Source organism: Winogradskyella sp. MH6 (assembly GCF_022810765.1).
Classification (GTDB): Bacteria; Bacteroidota; Bacteroidia; order Flavobacteriales; family Flavobacteriaceae; genus Winogradskyella.
Map to the genome: position 1 here is coordinate 176,429 of NZ_CP094494.1, position 19,463 is coordinate 195,891.

Genomic DNA, 19,463 nt, shown 5'->3' on the forward strand with positions numbered 1-19,463 from the left:
AAAACTCTACTTTTTTAAAATTTCTTTTTGAAGCATTTCAAAGGCCTTGTTTGTAGCCCTCATAATTACCTTTTCTCTATGGTTTCCAAAGTTAAAAACTTCGGCTCTAACTCCTTCATCAGAAGTAATTGCAATCCATACTGTACCAACCTCTGCATCAGAGTCTCCTTTTGAAGGCCCTGCATTTCCTGTTGTACTAATCCCATAGTCACTTTTAAACAGTACTCTTACTTGTTTGGCCATAGCTTCAGCAACTTCCTTGCTCACCACTGAATGGTTTTCAATTTCCTTTTCAGATATTTTTAAAATATCAACCTTAGATTCTGTGGCATAACTCACCACACTTCCTTTAAAATATTTAGAAGCTCCTGCATTTGCTGTAATGGCTTTTGCAATTTGACCACCTGTACAACTTTCAGCAATTGAAATTGTTTTTCCTAAATCAGTTAATTGCTTACCAATAATAGCTTCTAGAGATAAATCGTCTTCAAAACCAACAAAAACATCTTCAATTTGAGGCAATAGCAATTGAATTTGCTGTTCCATTTCGGTTTCAACAATATTCTTATCCATAGCTTTAGCAGACAAGCGCAAACGGACTTTTCCTAAGTTTGGCAGATAAGCTAATTTTATAAAACTTGGCAAATTATCTTCCCAAGCTTCTATTCTGTCTGCAAGTGCACTTTCACCTATACCATAAGTTAATAATGTTTTGTGCTTTATGTAAGGAAACTGAAATTTAGATCGTAATGAAGGAATAACCTCATCTTTAATCAAGGCCTTCATTTCGTATGGCACACCTGGAAGTGAAACAAAAACTTTTCCATTTTTTTCTAACCACATGCCTGGTGCTGTACCATACTTATTCATAAGTACTTTAGCTCCAGAAGGCACTAAAGCCTGATGCCTATTGACCGCTAAAAGTGGTGCATTATATTTTGAAAAAATCTGCTCTACATTATTAAGAACAGCTTTATCTTCGATTAGAGTATCATTAAAATACTCGCAAATGGTATGCTTTGTAATATCGTCTTTAGTTGGACCTAAACCACCCGTAATAATAATGATATCAGCATTTTCTTCAGCTTCTTTTAGAGCTTTTAGAATATGTGCTTTATCATCTTGAACAGAAGTAATCTGATAGACAGAAACACCTATCTTATTGAATTCCTTACCTAGAAATGCTGAATTTGTATCTACAATTTGACCAATGAGAATTTCATCGCCAATTGTTATAATTTCTGCTTGCATTTATAATCCGAAATCTGCTTTTATTTCGTTAGTTGCATTTTCTACAGCAGTCAATACAATTTGAAGTTGAGCTTCTATATTTTCATCAGATTTTTCAAACTTTCCCCAATCTTGTACCTCTATAAGCTTATCTAAAATACCTAGCTCAAACAAATCCACAGTTGGTTTCATTTTGTGTGCAGCCTGATAAGTTTCGTAAAAATCACCTTCTGGCACTGCTTTTCTTAAGCGTTCAGCATCTTCAGGAACTTCTTCTATAAAGGCTGCTGCCAAAGCCATAACGAAGTCTTCGTCGTTATCGGCCATTTCGCGTACGCGATCTAATTTATAATGTTTTGCCATTTATTTTATTTTGATTGAAAACATTTCTTGGTTTTCAATATACCCTTTTAATTCATCGTTTGCAAAAACCTTACCAACACCAGACGGTGTTCCAGTAAAGATAATATCTCCAATTTTTAAAGTAAAATATTTTGACACATATTCTATAAGCTCGTCAATCTTCCAAAGCATAAGTTCTGTATTTCCAGACTGTACGAGTTCATCATTTTTTTTCAAACTAAAATTGATATTATCTACATTTTCGAAATTAGATTTTGGCAACCACTTCCCTATCACAGCAGCACCATCAAAGGCTTTTGCCTTTTCCCATGGTAGACCTTTAGCTTTTAATTGCGCTTGTAGATCTCTCGCTGTAAAGTCTATACCAAGCCCTATTTCATCATAATATTTATGTGCAAATTTTTTATCGATGTACTTCCCTACTTTTTTAATCTTTACCAAAATTTCGACTTCGTGATGAACTTCATCAGAAAAATCTGGAATAAAAAACGGTTGTTTTTTAAGCAATATTGAAGTATCTGGTTTTAAAAACACAACAGGATCTGTAGGTTTTTCGTTTTCTAATTCTTTGATGTGGTCTGTGTAGTTACGACCGATGCAAATGAGTTTCATATATTTTTCCTGCTTCGGCAGGAATCTTTTTAATTAATTTGACAAAGTTAAGGATATTGCTGGTACTGCCTTCTTTTCACTTTTATAAGCTTTAGCTGCATAAAAACACCATTCACCAGAAATATAAGATGCTACCATATATTTTCCTTCATCTTCACAAGTTGCTGAAAATGTAGGTTGATATTTGATACGCTTTTCTTTCTTCTTTTTTTTATCAGTAAAATAAAAAGTTACTTCTTCGGCATTATAAGGAATGTACAACCATTCAAAAGCAACGTAAAAACCTTCTCTTGGAAAGAGAATATCATAGTCTGAAATATCAACAACAGCTTCCTTTTGTTTCTTCTTAAGTTCTACAATAACATTTTCTTTTAAGAGATCTTTATCTGGCAGGCTATCTTTCCCGATTGTAAATAAACGCAATCTAAACTTCGCCTTTTTATTTTTAAAATTTCCAAAGTGAAATTTAACCGACTTAAGAAATTCAGTTTCTTTGTAATCTTCGTTATATGGAAAGTACAAAGCCATTATCCATGGGTTTTCTGCTAACGAACCGTATCCGTAACATAAATCTAAATCTTCAATTTTGTTTACAACATTGGTTTTCTCTTCAAACTTATCCTTAATGACTACTTCTTCTAAAACCTCTGTTCTGGGTTTCAAAAAAATCTTTTCAGACTTAAGGAATAAAGAAACTGGTATTTTGCTACTTTCATAACCTAATGATGATAAACTGACCACCTTATTTGTATCATCTTCGTTAATTTCCAAACGAAAGCTCCCATCATCATCACTAGATGTGCCAACTGTAGACTCTAGAATAGAAATATTGACATAAGGAATTGGCTCGTTAGTTACTTTATCTAGGACCATGCCTTTTGCAACTTGTTGTTGCGCGAATACCAGAAATGGCAATAATAAAAAGAATACTTTCATATGAACTAGGAAAAAGACTCCTGCCTTCGCAGGAATTTATCCCAATTTATTATTAAACTGACGTAACTTAATTGCGGTTAACACTTTTTTAGTATACAAAGGAAAATCTGCATTTAACAACCAACCAAAATAACCTGGCTCTTGCTCCATAACATCAACAACACGCTTACCTTTGTGCTTACCAAAAGAAAAACATTCTTTCCCTTCTTTGTTGAAAATTAAAAACCCTGCAAAATCTGCAAACTTTTTGCGCGAACTAAATTCCGCTAAAAATTTAGTGTCATTTTCTAGCTCCTCGTAGCGCTCTAATTGAGCTTTTAAAACCTCGTAAGTTGCTTTAGTATCAGCTTCAGCACTATGTGCATCGTCTAAACTTTTATCGCAATAAAACTTATAAGCTGCGCTTAGCGTACGTTGCTCCATTTTATGAAAAATAGTCTGAACATCTACTGCCAAACGGTTTTTCATATCAAAGTCTACCTCAGCACGTAACATTTCTTCTGCTAAAAGCGGAATATCAAATCGGTTAGAATTAAATCCACCTAAATCTGAATCTTTTATAAAGTTATGTACTTCTTTAGAAATTTCTTTAAAGGTTGGTGCGTCTGCAACATCTGCATCTGAAATTCCATGAACTTTAGTCACTTCTGCCGGAATAGGAATTGTTGGATTTACCAATTTTGTATAGGTTTCCTCCTTTCCGTTAGGATGAACTTTTAATATTGAAATTTCTACAATTCTGTCATTTGAGATATTGATTCCTGTAGTTTCTAAATCGAAAAAACAGATAGGCTTGTTTAGGTTGAGTTGCATATTAAAATTTTGAAAACCAAAGATAAATAGAATTAGCTGAATAGCATTGTTTGTATTGAAAAAGCTAACCTCGTTTAACACTTAAAAAAACATTGAAAAGATTTGTTATCTTAGTCGTTATAGTAAAGATATAGATAATATCTATATTCAATTGTTATGTGCAATAGGTATAAAACGACCAAATTTTAAAATGAAAAAGAAAAAAAAGTATTTGATATTTGGATTTATCATCATAAACCTAATTCTCATCCCGTGGATTGTTTTTCATAATGAATGTGATTTTGAGAAAATTATTAAATACACAAAAGAACTAGCCATTTTTGAGTTTTCAACTATTTCATTAATTATTGCAATTAGTCTATTTGATAAATTTGGTATTAATAAAAAACTGACAGAGAAAAGAACCGAACTAGTTTTAGAATTAATAGCTGAATTAAAAGCTCAGGAAGGTTTTGGAACGAATATTTTTGAAAGTGGAAATTTTATCACAAATCCTCCTTTTTACTTTGGAATTAATATGTTAGAAAAAGCGTCTAAGATGTTTAAGCATATGCAGAACGAAAGAAATCAATCATATTTAGATGCACCAATAAATATCAATAGCCAAGATTTTGATGAAGCGTTTAAAAAAGTTCGAAAGCTTTTAAATAACCCAATAATGCCTAAAAGCATAGTTCAAAAAAGTAGTTTTTTAAAATTATCTGGAGGTCATAACAATAAAGAATTAAGAGCAAGAAAAATAATTGTTTTCGTATACTTCACCTCAAAAGCAAAAAAAGAATTAATTGCAAATAATGGGAATACTTGGGTGGTTTCTTCAAATAACGACTGTACTTTAAGAGAATTTTTGGTAAAATTTGAAAACATCTTTAAAGAATGTCAGCAATGGACTGATAATCATTCTGATATAAGTGAAGAATTAAATTTTCAGAATTTTGACTTGAATTAATAAAGCACATAACACGGTGTATAAAACATAGCTAATAAGTGTTTAACCGAAAGGTTTGTGCTTGTTTACGAAGACCGCCAAATTTTTAATTTGGCTTTTAAAAAGAGAAAAATTAAAAACAAAATATAAAAATTCGGCTCTGTGTTAATCCGAAAAGTTAGTGTCTTTTTACACGCTACGTTTCATACACTAGACCGTTAAACGAACTTCAAAAAAACAAAAAAGCACAGTCCTAAAACTGTGCTTTTTTTATATATGTGAGATGCTGAATCAACACTTCGACACGCTCAGTGTGACAGTTCAGCATGACAAGGCATTAATTAAATTTCCCTATTAGAATCCCAAGCTTCAAGATAATCTTTTACAGCTTTTACAAACTGTCCACCTAAAGCTCCATTGACCACTCTATGGTCATATGAGTGAGACATAAACATTTTGTATCTAATACCTATAAAGTCACCTTGAGGAGTTTCTATAACTGCTGGCACTTTTCTTATAGCACCCAATGCTAAAATACCCACTTGTGGTTGATTGATGATTGGCGTACCCATAATGCTACCAAATGTACCAACATTAGTTACAGTATAAGTACCACCTTGTATGTCGTCTGGACTCAATTTATTTTCTCTTGCTCTATTGGCTAAATCATTAACCTTTTTAGCCATACCTAATAAATTAAGCTGGTCTGCATCTTTTATAACAGGTACAATTAAGTTACCATCTGGTAAAGCTGCTGCCATACCTAAGTTGATGTGTTTCTTCTTTATAATACTATCTCCCTGTACTGAGATATTCATCATTGGAAAATCGCGCAAAGCTTTTGCAACCGCCTCCATAAATATAGGAGTAAAGGTTAGATTTTCTCCTTCACGATTTTTGAAACTGTTTTTATGCTTGTTTCTCCAGTTCCAGATTTCGGTTACATCTGCCTCAATAAATGACTGTACATGAGCAGAAGTCTGCACAGACTCAACCATGTGCTTAGAAATGAGTTTACCCATTCTGGTCATTTCTATAATCTCATCTTCACCTGAAGCAACTACTGGTGTAGAAGCTGGTTTTTCTTTTGGTTGATTTGATGCAACTGCCTTAGTTTCTACTTTTTGCTCCACAACTGGCTGAGATTTTACTTCCTCAACTGGTGCTGAACTGCGTGACTGCAAGTAAGATTTAATATCGTTTTTAGTAACACGACCATCTTTTCCTGTTCCTGCTATAGCATCTAATTCTGCTTGAGAAATTCCTTCTTGTTTAGCAATGTTTTTAACTAAAGGAGAATAAAAACGATCACCAGAAGAAACTACAGGCTCAGCTGCTGCTTTTGCTGCCACAACGGTTTGCGCTACTTCTGCTACAGCTTTAGGAGCTTCCTCTTTTTTAGATTCAGTTGCTGGTGCTTTTACCTCAACCGTATCACCTCCTTCGGTTTCTATTACTGCAATGGTTTGACCTACTTGTACGACATCATCAACATCAAAAAGCTTTTCTACCAACACACCATCAACCTCACTTGGTACTTCACTATCTACCTTATCTGTTGCTATTTCTAAAACAGCTTCATCAGCTTCAATAGTGTCGCCAACGTCTTTTAACCAAGACGTTATAGTTGCTTCTGCAACACTCTCTCCCATTTTAGGTAACTTAAGTTCAAACTTTGCCATATCTATAATTTGAAGGTCTTTATTTTAAAATCGAATGCAAAATTAATAAAAAACGGTCTGTTTTACTGATTTTTATTCAATAAAAATTAGAAGTTTACTACTTCACCTCTACCAACACTACTGTCACTTCCGAGCATAAAATTACTACTTTTTACCCATATTCTATAGGTGTTTTGTTTTGTAGTGTTATTAGTTTTTATAAACGCTATGATAGCCTTATAGCTTAAGAATTCAGTATCTAAAATAACTTGTGCTTGAGTTTGCACATCCTTTATATTTGAAGTAAAAGCCACTGGACTATTAATTCTATTTTTTAATTCCTCATCATTAGAATCTGAAATTACTATAGTTTCTTTCTTAATTAATACACCTGACTCATTCACAGGATTCCGCTTTGATGCCAAACTCAATACAATTTTTACCAGAGCAGAGATCAGCACATTTTTCTTAAAATGTTTTTTGTAAAAGATTTCCATGGCACCATAAAATCGCTGCGCATAAACTTTGTCTCGTAACGTGCTCTCTCCTTTATAATGTATTACAGAGGTTTCACCAAAATAATAATTATCGTAACCTGCTTTCAAAACTTTATAAGATAAATCTACATCTTCACCATACATAAAATAGTCTTCATCTAGGCCATTCACTTCATTATAAATGTCTCGTTTTAGTAACATAAAAGCTCCTACTAATATCTCTGTTTTACCAATATCATCTGGCTTTAAACTAGTGGTATAATAGTTTTTTGAGTTTCCTATTAATTTTTGAAGTGCCACTTTTGGTGTTGGAATATGCCTTTTACTTTCAGGAAGAAACTTTCCTCTTCCATCCACAAGTTGGCATCCTACAATTCCGAGGTTAGCATGAGATTTAGCAAAATCTAAAACTTTTGAAAACGTATCTTCAGCAACAACTGTATCTGGATTAAGAATACACAAATATTCACCTTTTGCTTGAGCAACACCTATATTGTTTCCTTTAGAAAAGCCGTGATTTTCCTTGTTTTCTATCAGTTTTACATTAGGAAACAATTGTTTTACCATAGCACAGCTATCATCTGGCGAATTGTTGTCTACCACGATAATCTCTGCATCAATAGTTTTTACAGCCTGCTCTACACTTCTTAGGCAAAGCTCTAAAAAGTAACGCACGTTATAGTTGAGTATGACTACGGAAAGCTTCAAAATGAGACTATGATTTTAAGGAAGCTTCAAACGGAATACGATCTACAATGCTTCTACCCAAAGTAATTTCGTCTGTATATTCTAATTCATTACCTGCCGCAACACCTCTTGCGATAGTCGAAGTCTTAACATTGTAATCTTGTATTTGCTTGAAGATATAAAAATTGGTGGTATCTCCTTCCATTGTTGGGCTCATAGCAAAGATGAGTTCTTTTACTTTACCCAATTTCACCTTTTCAACAAGCGAGGTGATATTTAAATCTTGAGGCCCAATACCATCCATTGGTGATATTTTTCCTCCTAAAACATGATACAATCCTTTAAAAGAACTTGTATTTTCGATAGCCATAACATCTCTAATGTCTTCAACAACGCAAATTAATTCTTCGTTACGGTTAGGATTTTCGCATATTTCACAAAGCGCTTTATCACTGATATTATGACACGATTTACAAAAATTGATTTCAGCCCTGACTTTTGAAAGTGCTTCTGCCAATTGAAAAGTCTGATGTTCTGGTTGTCTCAGTAAATGCAAAACCAAACGTAACGCTGTGCGTTTACCAACACCTGGTAATTGCGACATTTCGTTTACTGCATTTTCCAAAAGTTTAGAAGAGAATTCCATGGGTGCTAAGGTACAGATTTTAGAGCTAAAAAAAGCCCAATTGATTGGTATAACAATTGGGCAATTATAAGTTATCTGATTGTTAGTTAAGAATCAGCTTTTTAGTAATTTCACCATTATTGCTATTTAGCTTAACAAAGTAAATTCCGCTATTGAAAGAGGAAACATCAACTTTAAATCCGTTAAATAAATTGACTTTCTTGCCAAAGAACATAATTTTACCTTGAGCATCAAAAATTCTTATGCTTACATCTTCTGGCTTGTTCCACTTTAGATTTACCTCACTTTTAGCAGGATTAGGATATAATGATAGATCACTAAACACAAAGTCATTCACACTTAAAGATGAATCATAAAGACTAGACCTCCAAAGACCTCTACCATAGGTTGCGGCATAGATTTTATTATCAGCTGTATTAATCTCCAACTCATTAATTCTAACATTTGGCAAGCCATTGTTAAACGGCTCCCATTCTGTTAACGTATTATCGGTATAAAACACACCATAATTCATCCCAACATACAAGCCATCATCTCCGTTATCTTGCCACGCTAAAGCCTGAGCCACGAAACCTGGCAAATTCATTAGTTTAGACGTCCATGTTAAACCACCATCTGAGCTTACATAAACTTTTTGACTATTGGTAGTAGCTATAGCAACTTTATTAGGGTTTGAAGGATGTACTGCAATTTCATTAATAATTGCACTACCTATACTTAAAGGAGAAACTGTCCAAGATGCGCCTCCATCAACTGAAAATCTTAGCACACCATTAATTGCACAATACATAATCTGGTTATTACTTGGTGCAATTTTAAAATGATCTATGCTATCTCCGAAATTCGGAGAAATAGAAACCCAGTTCGTACCACTATCTACCGATTTATAGACTTCATCAAAAGTTACGTATATGGTATTTTGAACTATTGGATCTTGCTCAAAAGGCACTACCCAATTCCAGTTATAATCTCCACCTTTACCATCTGGCTGAGAAAGACTAGCTACGTTGCTACCAAACACATTATATTCTGTTCTGTACAGAGATCCAAACTGTGTAGTTCCGTACATTATAGCCGCATTGTCTTTATCAACAAATCCTTCCATACCATCTGCACCTAACCAATCTGACCAAAGTCCATCTTCCCTCAAAGTAGATGTACCATTATCTTGCGAACCACCAGTAACAACAACAGGATCTGTTTGACTGACACCAATCTTATAAAATTGTCTAATACCTAAACCTGGAGTTAAATCGGTATAATAACCAGAACTTACAATCGTAGGATTATCAGCTCTATATATACCACCATCGGTACCAACATATAATTTGGCATCTGTTCCTGTACCTGCAAAATGCATAATATCTACATCTGCATGACAATACCCAATCCCAGAACCGCTAGCAACACTTGGCACCCATTGTGAGGTAATACTAAAACTAGCTCCACCATCTATAGAACGCCATGTATTAATACCAGCTATATGAACATCATCAACATCATTTGGATTAACTGTAATATCCATATCTCTTGGTGCTTGACCAAGTGCATCGTTTCCGTTAGAGTCATATCCAAAAAAGTTTTGGGTATGAGTTAGCTTAGTAAAACTACTACCACTATCACTAGAAGTATACAGCGCTCCAAACAAACCACCGTCAGCTTCTAAAACATAAACTATATTAGGATTATCAGCAGAAACCCCTATCATTTTTGGACCATTAGAAAACTGATCAACTCCAGAACCTGATATCTGCGTAAAACTGGCACCTCCATTAGTTGAAACATAAAATGCATTTCCTGAAGCATATACTACACTAGGATCATTTGGTTTGAACTCAAAATCATAACCAGTGCCTGTTGCAACGAAATAAATGGAGCTCCAAGTAGCACCACCATCTGTTGATTTATACAAGCCATTACCTTGTACACTAGCATATACCTTCATAGCATTTGTTGGGTCTACCAATATTTTATTGACGACACCATAAGCTAATCCTCCCAGAGACGACCATGTTGAACCTCCATCAGTAGACTTAAAAATTGCACCACTTGTTGAGCCCCAATAATAGGTATTACTATCTGAAGGATCTATAGCAAGAGCATATACATCTATGTTGGCAAGATTATCTGAAAGCACGGTCCATGACATTCCACCATCTGTACTTTTCCATACTCCACCAGTTTCGCTTCCTGCGAGAATATGATTTAGATTAGATTCGTCTACAGCCAAAGAAGTGATTCTACCAACACCAGGATTCCACCCAGAAGTAGCGTCCCAATAGGTTGGTCCCATTTCTTCCCAAGTACCTACAGTAGTTCTGGCTGCGAGGCCTTCACTGTTAATACTTGCATTATAATTTTCTAATTCTTCATAGTAAAACTCAGGTGATTTTAATTTCCCTGTTTCATCCATAGCACGTTCAGCGAAATATTGCCATCTCTTAAAATTCTTAAAACCCGTTCCTCGTCCTCGTCCTACAGAATCAAAATGTTGCTCTGCAACTTCAGAAATATGCTGAATGGTGTGATTTCCCTCTCTAATTAATTCTCGATAATCCTGACCATAAGCACTTAAACCAAACAAGCTTAATGCTACAAGTAGAAATGTATTTTTCATAAAAAATTGAATTTAAATAGCTATTTTTTTCAAATGTACTATTTTTCATAAATTTTTAGCACAGAAATTCATTTATGAGTCCTACTTCAATTTTAATTTTAATAGCCAGTTATTTTGCGATTTTAGTATTGATATCTTATTTCACAGGAAAAGAAGATTCTAACGCTGCATTTTTTAAGGCTAACAAATCTGCTCCATGGTATCTTGTAGCTTTTGGTATGATTGGTGCTTCATTATCTGGCGTTACTTTTATCTCTGTTCCTGGTGCTGTAGAAACTAAGCAGTTTGGGTATCTTCAGGTGGTTTTTGGCTATTTTTTCGGGTATTTGGTGATAGCATATATTTTGCTTCCGCTTTATTACAGATTGAATTTAACTTCAATTTACACTTATCTCAGAGATCGTTTTGGTAAAACAAGCTATAAAACTGGTTCTGTAGCTTTTCTTATTTCTAGAACTGTTGGAGCTGCTTTTAGATTGTTTTTAGTTGCTAAAGTTCTTCAACTTTTGGTTTTTGATCTTTTTGATATTCCGTTTGTTGTTACCGTCATTATTACCATAGCTTTAATCTGGCTCTATACATTTAGAGGAGGTATTAAAACCATCATCTTTACAGATACTTTACAAACTTTATTTATGCTGGTTTCTGTAGTTGTTACCATCATATTTTTAGCTTCTGCTTTAGATTTAAATAGTATTGGAGAAATTGTTGATTATACCAAAGAAAGTAGCCTAAGTAAGGTTTTCTTTTTTAACGACAGTAACAATCCTCAATTCTTTTGGAAAAGCTTTCTATCTGGTATTTTCATTACCATTACCATGACAGGTCTGGATCAGGACATGATGCAAAAAAACCTAACCTGTAGAAATTTGAAAGATGCTCAAAAAAACATGCTTTCTTTTAGTGTGGTACTCATATTTGTGAATATTTTATTTCTCGTTTTAGGCTTAATGCTTACAGATTATGCCACCCAAAACGGAATTACTGCAACCAAAGATGATTTATTCCCAACTATTGCCATGCTACCAGAAATAGGTGTCGTTACTTCTGCTTTCTTTTTATTGGGATTAATTGCAGCTGCTTATTCTAGTGCAGATTCTGCATTAACATCGTTAACCACATCTTTTTGTTTTGATATTTTGGATATTGAAAACAAACCAGAAGCCTCAAAAAAAGGCATACGCAAAAGAACTCACATTGGCTTTAGTATTGTGCTGGTTATTGTAATCATCCTTTTTGATTTAATCTTTAAAGATGTCTCTGTAATATGGGAACTTTTTAAAGCCGCTGGTTACACTTACGGACCTCTTTTAGGACTTTTTGCTTTTGGGCTGTTTACCAAGCATCAAATAAAAGATAAGTTTGTTTGGATTGTTGCTATCGTAGCTCCTGTATTGTCTTACATATTAAACCTTTATTCTAAAGACCTATTCAATGGCTATGAAATTGGTTTTGAAATCTTAATCATAAATGGTCTTTTAATGTTCTTTGGGTTATTAGTTCTTAAAAGAAAATTTAATACTGATCTGTAGCTAATAAAACTAGTGTACATGCCACTTCAAAATCAATGTTGTTGTCTTTAAGAATTTTGTACAACTCAGGGTTCTCTGTACCTGGATTAAAAATAACACGCTTAGGTTTTAAATCTAAAATATAATCGTAATACGCTTCTTGATGTTTTGGATTAAGATATAATGTTACTGTGTCTACATCTTCATAATCTAACAACTCCGTATCTATCAAGACATTATTTACTTCGCCTTGCTTTAATCCAAAAGCAACAACCTCATGATTGTTTTGTTTTAACCTATTAACAGCAATATTAGAATAACGATCTGTTTTTAAAGATACCCCAAGAACCAATGTTTTTTTACTCATATGTTAAAAGAATGTTAAGTAGTGTTAATTAAAGTAACATGATGTAAAAATAGTCGTCTAGAGATAAAGAAACTATCAATCAATCAAATTTCAATCAAAAAATGAAGCAGTTCTTATTAGTGCTTATCATGGTTTCATCAACCATTTTAAGCGCCCAACCCAATTCAAACAAAGACATTAAAAATGGTTCTATCTCTGGTAGAGTGTTAGATGCAAGCCTCAATGAACCTTTACCTTATGTAAATATCGTTGTAAAAGATGCAACCAGTAAAGTAATTACAGGTGGTATTACCGACAATGACGGAAATTTCACTTTAGAAAAAATCCCAGAAGGTAATATTCAGGTAGAAATAACATTTATTGGTTACAAGACCATCTCAAAAAAAGAGACTATCGGAAAAGGCAACTATAACATTAAGATGGGAGACATTCTCTTAGCAGAAGATTCTGAAAGTCTAGATGAAGTTACCGTTGTTGCTGAGACCTCAACAATACAGCAAAAGGTAGACAGAAAAGTTATTACCATTGGTAAAGATTTACAAACAGCTGGTGCAACTGCTAGTGAGATTATGAACAATTTACCTTCAGTAAGTGTAGACCAGCAAAGTGGAGCCATAAGTTTACGTGGTAATCAAAATGTGCGTGTAATGGTAGATGGCAAATTATCTAACATTCCAGCAGACCAGTTATTAAAACAAATTCCGTCTACGTCTATAAAAAGTATTGAGCTTATTACAAATCCATCAGCTAAATACAATCCTGAAGGCATGAGTGGTATTATAAACATCATATTGCACAAAAACACTCAAATTGGTTTTAATGGTAACATTAACGTTAGCTTGGCTCATGATAAAGAACCAAAATTCAACAGCTCTATAGATGCCAATTACCGTAACGGAAAGTTTAACCTGTTTGGCTCATACAGTAATGGTGTTGTTAAAAACTATCATTATGGTCAAATAAACAGAATTGAGCAAGACATTCAACAAAACTTCAATGTTCTTAACAATAACAAATCTAACTTATTCAAAGTTGGTTTAGACTTTTATCTCGATGATAAGAATACATTTTCTGTTTTTACTAACCAGAACATTTACGATGGTCGCGGAGATGTAGATTCTAGAATTGCATACTTATTCGACACCTCTTTAAACCAATCGCAATACACAAGAACGGATAATGAGAATGATAACCAACAATACAATTTTAACTATAAGCACAATTTTAATGACGAAGGTCACAATATTGAGCTTGAAGTAGATTACAATACTTATGAAGGCTCTGGAGATACTAACAATTTATTTTACAGTACGCAACGTCCTAACTTTATTGAAGCTACAGACACAGAACGCGATAACACGACTATTAACTTAGATTATGTAAATCCGTTATCTGAAACCACAAAGTTAGAACTAGGGCTACAAGCACGTTTATTTGACACTGGTATTTTTTACGAATCTAATGCTCGCGAGCAAAACGAGTTTGGCGACTATATTCCGACTACAACAAATTTTGACTATTCAAGAGACATTTATTCAGCTTATGCTACTTACGGTAAAAAGTTAGAAAAATGGAGCTACCAAATTGGACTGAGAGCGGAATCTGTAATTGTAGATTCAGAAGCTTATAAAATCGATTTATCTAGCAATGACGAATTAACTATTCCTTTTGAAAACGACTATTTTGAACTGTATCCTTCTGCGTTTTTCACTTATTCTCCTTCAGATAAAAACTCGTATCAATTAAGTTATAGCCGAAGAATTGATAGACCAGGAATAGGGCAAGTAAACCCTTTACCTGAGTGGAATACACCTTTGATTTCTCAATTTGGAAATCAGGAATTACGTCCACAGTTTACCAATTCTATTGAAACAAACTACACTAGACAGCTCGAAAAAGGAAGCATTACAGCTGGAGTGTTCTACAGAATTATAGAAGACGAAATACAACAAGCCATTTTAATAGACAGAACAGACACCAATAGATTGATCTTAACCAACCTTAATTTTGACAATTCATCATCTTATGGTATCGAAGTATCATCTAATTACAGACCTACAAAATGGTGGAGCTTTAATGCTAGTTTTGATTTGTTTTCTCAAACCCAAAAAAGTATAGCTGAGTCTTTTGATGACAACCAAAACATTGTATTAAACACTGTTAAAGTAGATAACGTGGCTTGGAATTTAAGAGCGTTCAACAACTTTAAAGTAAGTAACAGCTTAAGTTTCTCGGCTTTCGGAATGTATAGAGCTAAGAATAAAAACATTCAATTTGAAATGAGCGATATGCTTATGGTAAACTTAGGTATGCGCTATACTTTTATGGAAGGCAGAGCTAACTTTAGCTTAAGCTACAATGATATTTTTGACACTATGTACGCTCAGTTTGATGGTCAACGACCATTCCTTCAAAAAGGACAATTTAACTGGGAAAGCCAACAGATTTCTGGTAGATTATCTTACCGTTTTGGTGGTGGCAAGTACAGAGCAAAATCTCGTAAACAAAGAGATAACGATGTTAAACAAGGTGGTGGTATTTTTTAACACCCAAAAGTGTCACAATGCACAAATAAAATAGTCTTTATAATAGAAAGACTTAAAAACAAATTTAATAGTTTACATAAATAGTTGATGGTTAGTGTTAATGTTTAACTATTAGATAGAAAACCCTGACGGTTGCAAAACTGGTCAGGGTTTTTGTTAAATGCACGTTAAATATGTTAATCGTTGAAATAAAATGAAACGTTTTACGTCTAAGTAAGTGAGATAAGTTTTAAGTAATAGTTTTTATAAGATTTTTTAAATTTTATAATAGTGTTAGTTAAATTGGTTAATAGCTGAAAAGCCCAGACAACTTTAGGTTGTTTGGGCTTTTTTTTAGTGGTTTCTATAATGATTCTAGCATTATGAGTTATCGCCTTTGTGGTAAGTAGTTTTATTTCCGGTAACCTTGAATTCTTATAGTATCTAATTCCTCATAAAAGTCCACGTTCAGTTCGTCTAGTCTATATTTTAATTCCGATGTGTTTTTAAGAGTAATTTGTTCTAGCTCCAAAAATTCGATGAATTCTCCAGAATTGTCTATCAAAATCGAACTTTTTTCAAGCTCAATAATAGACTTCACTTTTCTAATTTTAGCAGACAGAAGAGTTTTTAATTCAAACTCAGCTTGATGTTCTTCAATCAGTTCAAAAATTCGAAACCATTTATGATTATTCATCAAACTACTATAGGATTTTGAGCGTATAAAATTTTGAGTTTCTTTTATTCGAGAATCTCGAATTTCCTTTTCCTTAATTTGATATAGTTCACTTTTTTTTGTCATTACCCAAATTACAATTTTTCGTTCAAATCCTGTCTTCCTACAATTGCTATTATTTCAACAATGTTTTCATTGATTTTGTAATATATACTATCAACTCCGCATACACAGCGTCTATATCCTTTTTTTATGTAATCTACCGACTCAAATGAAAAAGGACGCTCAGCAATGATGTCGAAATATTCAAAAAACGACTTAAAATATTGGTCTGCTTGGGTCATTCCATACTTTTCAACTCCGAAGTGATGAATCCGAATAATATCATTTTTTGCTTCGTTCGTTAACTTGTATTTAGCCATTTAGCAAAGACTTAGATTGCGCTAAGATACTTTCTTTACTGTCGTTTGTAAATCCGCTATTTTCAGCTTTTTCTAGTTTAGCCCTAATCCAATCAATTTGAACTTGCTGCTTCCTTGCTTGTCTAATCAAGTCATTAACTAATTCACTTTTGCTTGAATATTCTTTGCTGTCTACTTGGGCTTTTAACCACTCATCGTTTGGTTTTGTAAATGATATACTTTGTCTTGACATAATCTTACATTTGATGTAAATATACACCAAAAACGAACCGTTTACAAATTGTAATGAATTCTAATAAGAGATTATGGCACGATGAGTTATTTAAGGTGTTGGCATGTGTAATTTACTTTTTTCAATCGCTTGTTTTATCGATTCAGAAACCAATTCTTTCATTTGAGAGTCTTCTGTTTCTGTTTGGTCTAATTGCAAAGAAATTGAGTCTAATTTAATTCCATCATGGATTGGATTCCTCAGTTGAGTAAGTACAAAATCCAAAATTTCTTTTTTCTTTGATACTCTACTCAAAAATGCAACAAACTTTTTTGGATTTGATTTCAAAGTTTTAAAAATAAGATCATTATTAAATTCGGAATATTCAACATTATTCAAACAGCTGGGTTTCATATTTGCAAAGAATACAGCGAAGTTTTGGTCATTCAATTCAATTCCGTTTTCGAGAAAAGAATTAATCTCAACAAGTGTTCTTAAATCGCAATTTTGCTTATTTTCAGTAATAACATTTTCTACTTCTTTCTCAATTTCTTCTGTCAATTCTATAATTCCTTTTTCAGTCAGTTTCCCTTCTTTATAAACAACTTTGATTTTTTCAGTTCCAGCGATTGCTTTAAAATTACCATCACAGTCAGATGTTTTTATTGTATCCGCAACATAAAATCGATAATCTGAATTAATTGTCATACTTTCAACACATTCGTAGCAAGGGTCAGACCCACAATATCCAATAAATATTGGTTTAGAATCAATTTTTTCACCGTTTAATTTATACGTATTTAGAGTTGGGACAAAACATTCAGCTTCTCCAAGCGTGATTGTTGAAATATAATTTCCGTTAGAAGGGATTATTCCGTAAATGTGTTCATATTCGGCCTCTTTAGAATATTTAGCACTTAATTTAATATCCAATTTTGGTAAGCCAAGTATTTCATCTGAGCAACCATAAATTTTAACTGGAAGTCTTTTAGTTGGAAATTGGTCAAGAAACATCTGAAATTGGCCTTTAACTTTTGGAATCTCTGAAACAGGCTCTTGAGGTTTAGTTGTCTGATTTTCTTCATTTTTGTTTTCTGTTTTACAACTTGAAATCAGAACTATTGCTATTAAAAATAATATTCTTCTCATTGGTTTTTTCAAAATACATTACAACATTTGACTATGATTTTGGTGTAGATAAATTTACATATTTTCAAAAACAGAATATGAACTACACGGAATTATAGCCACTATTGCACATAGGATTTATTCTGTTTTTATTGCATAAATTTTTTCAAATCCACCATTATATTGTCCTAAATGTCCAGTATTTTTGGAGTCAAATAATCCTATTAATTCGACTTCACGATAGTTTAGATTATTATACACAGTATCAAATTCAACAGCTGGTTCAAATGAGTCAACCCAAATCCAAGAATCCCCATTTCCAATCGAAATGTTCTCAAACGATATTGTAACCTTACCTTTTACCCTTAAAGTATCATTGTCAAACTTTGTTCTATATCCCTTTAGGATATTAATGTCAGTTAAGTCAATCTTTTCAAACAATTCTGAATTCCCATAATCATATTCTTTTTTACAAGAGAATAATACAAATGGAAGTATGATTAGTAGTATTTTTAGTTTGTCCATAGAATTCCAAAAAAAAATCCTACTTTCGCAGGATTAATTTGTTTTACCATTTCATTATAACACTTCCCCAAGTAAAGCCACTACCAAAGGCAGCTAAAACAACGGTATCGCCTTCTTTTATTTTGCCTTCTTCCCAAGCTTCTGTTAAAGCTATTGGAATTGAAGCTGCTGTTGTATTGCCATACTTTTGTATGTTATTAAAAACCTGGTCGTCACTCAACTTAAATTTCTTCTGAATAAACTGTGCTATTCTCAAATTCGCTTGGTGTGGAATAAGCATATCAATATCTTCAGGCTTTAAACCGTTTTTCATTAAGCCTTCCATAATCACTTCGCTAAAACGTACTACTGCATTTTTAAATACAAACTGCCCATTCATATATGGAAAATAACTTTCGTCATCCTTATTATTATCTTCAATAATATCGGTAACCCAACGTGTTCCCATTCCTGGTGCTTTTACCACCAATTCTTCAGCATGCTCACCTTGGCTATGCAAATGCGTAGATAAAATGCCTTTTCTCGTATCTTCCTCTCGCGTTAAAACTGCTGCTCCTGCTCCATCGCCAAAAATAACAGACACACCTCTACCACGAGTGGTTTTGTCTAATCCATGAGAATGCAATTCGCTACCAATAACAAGCACATTCTTATACATGCCAGTTTTTATAAAATTATCGGCAACAGAAATGGCATATACAAAACCAGAGCATTGGTTACGCACATCTAAAGCTCCAACCGTTTTTATATCTAAAGCATGTTGCACTTGCACACCAGGACCAGGAAAATACATATCTGGACTCAAGGTGGCAAAGATGATAAAATCGATATCGTCTTTGTCTATTCCTGCACGTTCTATAGCCACTTTAGCAGCTTTTACACCCATTGTTGCTGTAGTGTCTCCATCACCATCCTTTACCCAACGACGTTCTTTAATTCCGGTACGCTCTTGTATCCACTCGTCACTGGTGTCCATCATTTTAGACAAATCATTATTAGTAACTACATTATCTGGAACATATGTTCCTAAACCTATTATTTTTGAATTATACATAGTAAATTTTTAAGTATCGCAATTTAACCTTTAAGATACAATTTCGTTTGCAAT

19 protein-coding genes are annotated in these 19,463 nt (G+C 33.5%); 3 read left to right on the forward strand and 16 right to left on the reverse strand.

What is annotated here, in order from left to right:
* Window positions 1–6 precede the first annotated feature (6 nt).
* Genes MST30_RS00865 through MST30_RS00885 form a run of 5 tightly spaced genes read right to left on the reverse strand, consistent with a single transcriptional unit; the run spans window position 7 to window position 3,954 of the window.
* A complete protein-coding gene (locus MST30_RS00865) occupies window positions 7–1,251 on the reverse strand; it encodes a competence/damage-inducible protein A (RefSeq protein ID WP_243472527.1) in 1,245 nt (414 codons plus the stop codon).
* Window positions 1,252–1,593 (reverse strand): Hpt domain-containing protein, encoded by a 342-nt coding sequence (locus tag MST30_RS00870; RefSeq protein WP_243472528.1) that lies wholly within the window; start codon window positions 1,591–1,593, stop codon window positions 1,252–1,254. It abuts the gene before it with no gap.
* The gene (locus MST30_RS00875; RefSeq protein ID WP_243472529.1) at window positions 1,594–2,205 is read right to left on the reverse strand and encodes a fumarylacetoacetate hydrolase family protein; all 612 of its coding nucleotides are present in this window, start codon (window positions 2,203–2,205) and stop codon (window positions 1,594–1,596) included.
* A gap of 33 nt (window positions 2,206–2,238) precedes the next feature.
* On the reverse strand, window positions 2,239–3,141 hold the full coding sequence (locus tag MST30_RS00880; RefSeq protein WP_243472530.1) for a carboxypeptidase-like regulatory domain-containing protein: 903 nt from the start codon (window positions 3,139–3,141) through the stop codon (window positions 2,239–2,241).
* Window positions 3,142–3,177: 36 nt separating this feature from the next.
* Window positions 3,178–3,954: a 3'-5' exonuclease gene (locus tag MST30_RS00885; protein ID WP_243472531.1), complete on the reverse strand. Its 777-nt coding sequence runs from the start codon at window positions 3,952–3,954 to the stop codon at window positions 3,178–3,180.
* A gap of 190 nt (window positions 3,955–4,144) precedes the next feature.
* Between MST30_RS00885 and MST30_RS00890 the strand changes: the two genes are divergently transcribed.
* Window positions 4,145–4,903: a hypothetical protein gene (locus MST30_RS00890; protein WP_243472532.1), complete on the forward strand. Its 759-nt coding sequence runs from the start codon at window positions 4,145–4,147 to the stop codon at window positions 4,901–4,903.
* A gap of 320 nt (window positions 4,904–5,223) precedes the next feature.
* Here the strand turns inward: MST30_RS00890 and MST30_RS00895 are convergent, their stop codons facing one another.
* The 4 genes from MST30_RS00895 to MST30_RS00910 all read right to left on the reverse strand — a co-directional run bounded on the left by MST30_RS00895 (window position 5,224) and on the right by MST30_RS00910 (window position 10,990).
* A complete protein-coding gene (locus MST30_RS00895) occupies window positions 5,224–6,564 on the reverse strand; it encodes a dihydrolipoamide acetyltransferase family protein (RefSeq protein WP_243472533.1) in 1,341 nt (446 codons plus the stop codon).
* An 86-nt stretch (window positions 6,565–6,650) separates the two neighbouring features.
* Window positions 6,651–7,748, reverse strand: coding sequence for a glycosyltransferase family 2 protein (locus MST30_RS00900; RefSeq protein WP_243472534.1), 1,098 nt, complete (start codon window positions 7,746–7,748; stop codon window positions 6,651–6,653).
* Between the two features lie 7 nt (window positions 7,749–7,755).
* Window positions 7,756–8,373 carry a recombination mediator RecR gene (recR, locus tag MST30_RS00905; protein ID WP_243472535.1) on the reverse strand — a complete coding sequence of 206 codons (618 nt, stop codon included), beginning with the start codon at window positions 8,371–8,373 and terminating at the stop codon, window positions 7,756–7,758.
* Between the two features lie 82 nt (window positions 8,374–8,455).
* Complete coding sequence (locus tag MST30_RS00910; protein WP_243472536.1) at window positions 8,456–10,990, reverse strand: T9SS type A sorting domain-containing protein; 2,535 nt, start codon at window positions 10,988–10,990, stop codon at window positions 8,456–8,458.
* A gap of 74 nt (window positions 10,991–11,064) precedes the next feature.
* On the opposite strand from MST30_RS00910, the gene MST30_RS00915 reads away from it, so the two are divergent.
* Window positions 11,065–12,522: a sodium:solute symporter gene (locus MST30_RS00915; RefSeq protein WP_243472537.1), complete on the forward strand. Its 1,458-nt coding sequence runs from the start codon at window positions 11,065–11,067 to the stop codon at window positions 12,520–12,522.
* Here MST30_RS00915 and MST30_RS00920 read toward each other — a convergent pair.
* Complete coding sequence (locus MST30_RS00920; protein WP_243472538.1) at window positions 12,506–12,868, reverse strand: CoA-binding protein; 363 nt, start codon at window positions 12,866–12,868, stop codon at window positions 12,506–12,508. The genes MST30_RS00915 and MST30_RS00920 overlap by 17 nt on opposite strands.
* 101 nt (window positions 12,869–12,969) lie before the next feature.
* Here MST30_RS00920 and MST30_RS00925 point away from each other — a divergent pair, with 101 nt between their 5' ends.
* Window positions 12,970–15,414 (forward strand): TonB-dependent receptor, encoded by a 2,445-nt coding sequence (locus tag MST30_RS00925; RefSeq protein WP_243472539.1) that lies wholly within the window; start codon window positions 12,970–12,972, stop codon window positions 15,412–15,414.
* 391 nt (window positions 15,415–15,805) lie between these two features.
* Here the strand turns inward: MST30_RS00925 and MST30_RS00930 are convergent, their stop codons facing one another.
* The 6 genes from MST30_RS00930 to MST30_RS00955 form a co-directional block, all read right to left on the reverse strand.
* On the reverse strand, window positions 15,806–16,195 hold the full coding sequence (locus tag MST30_RS00930; RefSeq protein ID WP_243472540.1) for a hypothetical protein: 390 nt from the start codon (window positions 16,193–16,195) through the stop codon (window positions 15,806–15,808).
* 8 nt (window positions 16,196–16,203) lie between these two features.
* Window positions 16,204–16,491 (reverse strand): type II toxin-antitoxin system RelE/ParE family toxin, encoded by a 288-nt coding sequence (locus tag MST30_RS00935; RefSeq protein WP_243472541.1) that lies wholly within the window; start codon window positions 16,489–16,491, stop codon window positions 16,204–16,206.
* Window positions 16,484–16,723 (reverse strand): ribbon-helix-helix domain-containing protein, encoded by a 240-nt coding sequence (locus tag MST30_RS00940; protein ID WP_243472542.1) that lies wholly within the window; start codon window positions 16,721–16,723, stop codon window positions 16,484–16,486. The genes MST30_RS00935 and MST30_RS00940 overlap by 8 nt, the downstream gene beginning before the upstream one ends.
* A gap of 90 nt (window positions 16,724–16,813) precedes the next feature.
* Window positions 16,814–17,851 (reverse strand): hypothetical protein, encoded by a 1,038-nt coding sequence (locus tag MST30_RS00945; RefSeq protein ID WP_243472543.1) that lies wholly within the window; start codon window positions 17,849–17,851, stop codon window positions 16,814–16,816.
* Between the two features lie 117 nt (window positions 17,852–17,968).
* Window positions 17,969–18,355 (reverse strand): hypothetical protein, encoded by a 387-nt coding sequence (locus MST30_RS00950; RefSeq protein ID WP_243472544.1) that lies wholly within the window; start codon window positions 18,353–18,355, stop codon window positions 17,969–17,971.
* Between the two features lie 43 nt (window positions 18,356–18,398).
* Window positions 18,399–19,409, reverse strand: coding sequence for a 3-oxoacyl-ACP synthase III family protein (locus MST30_RS00955; RefSeq protein ID WP_243472545.1), 1,011 nt, complete (start codon window positions 19,407–19,409; stop codon window positions 18,399–18,401).
* Between the last annotated feature and the right edge of the window lie 54 nt (window positions 19,410–19,463).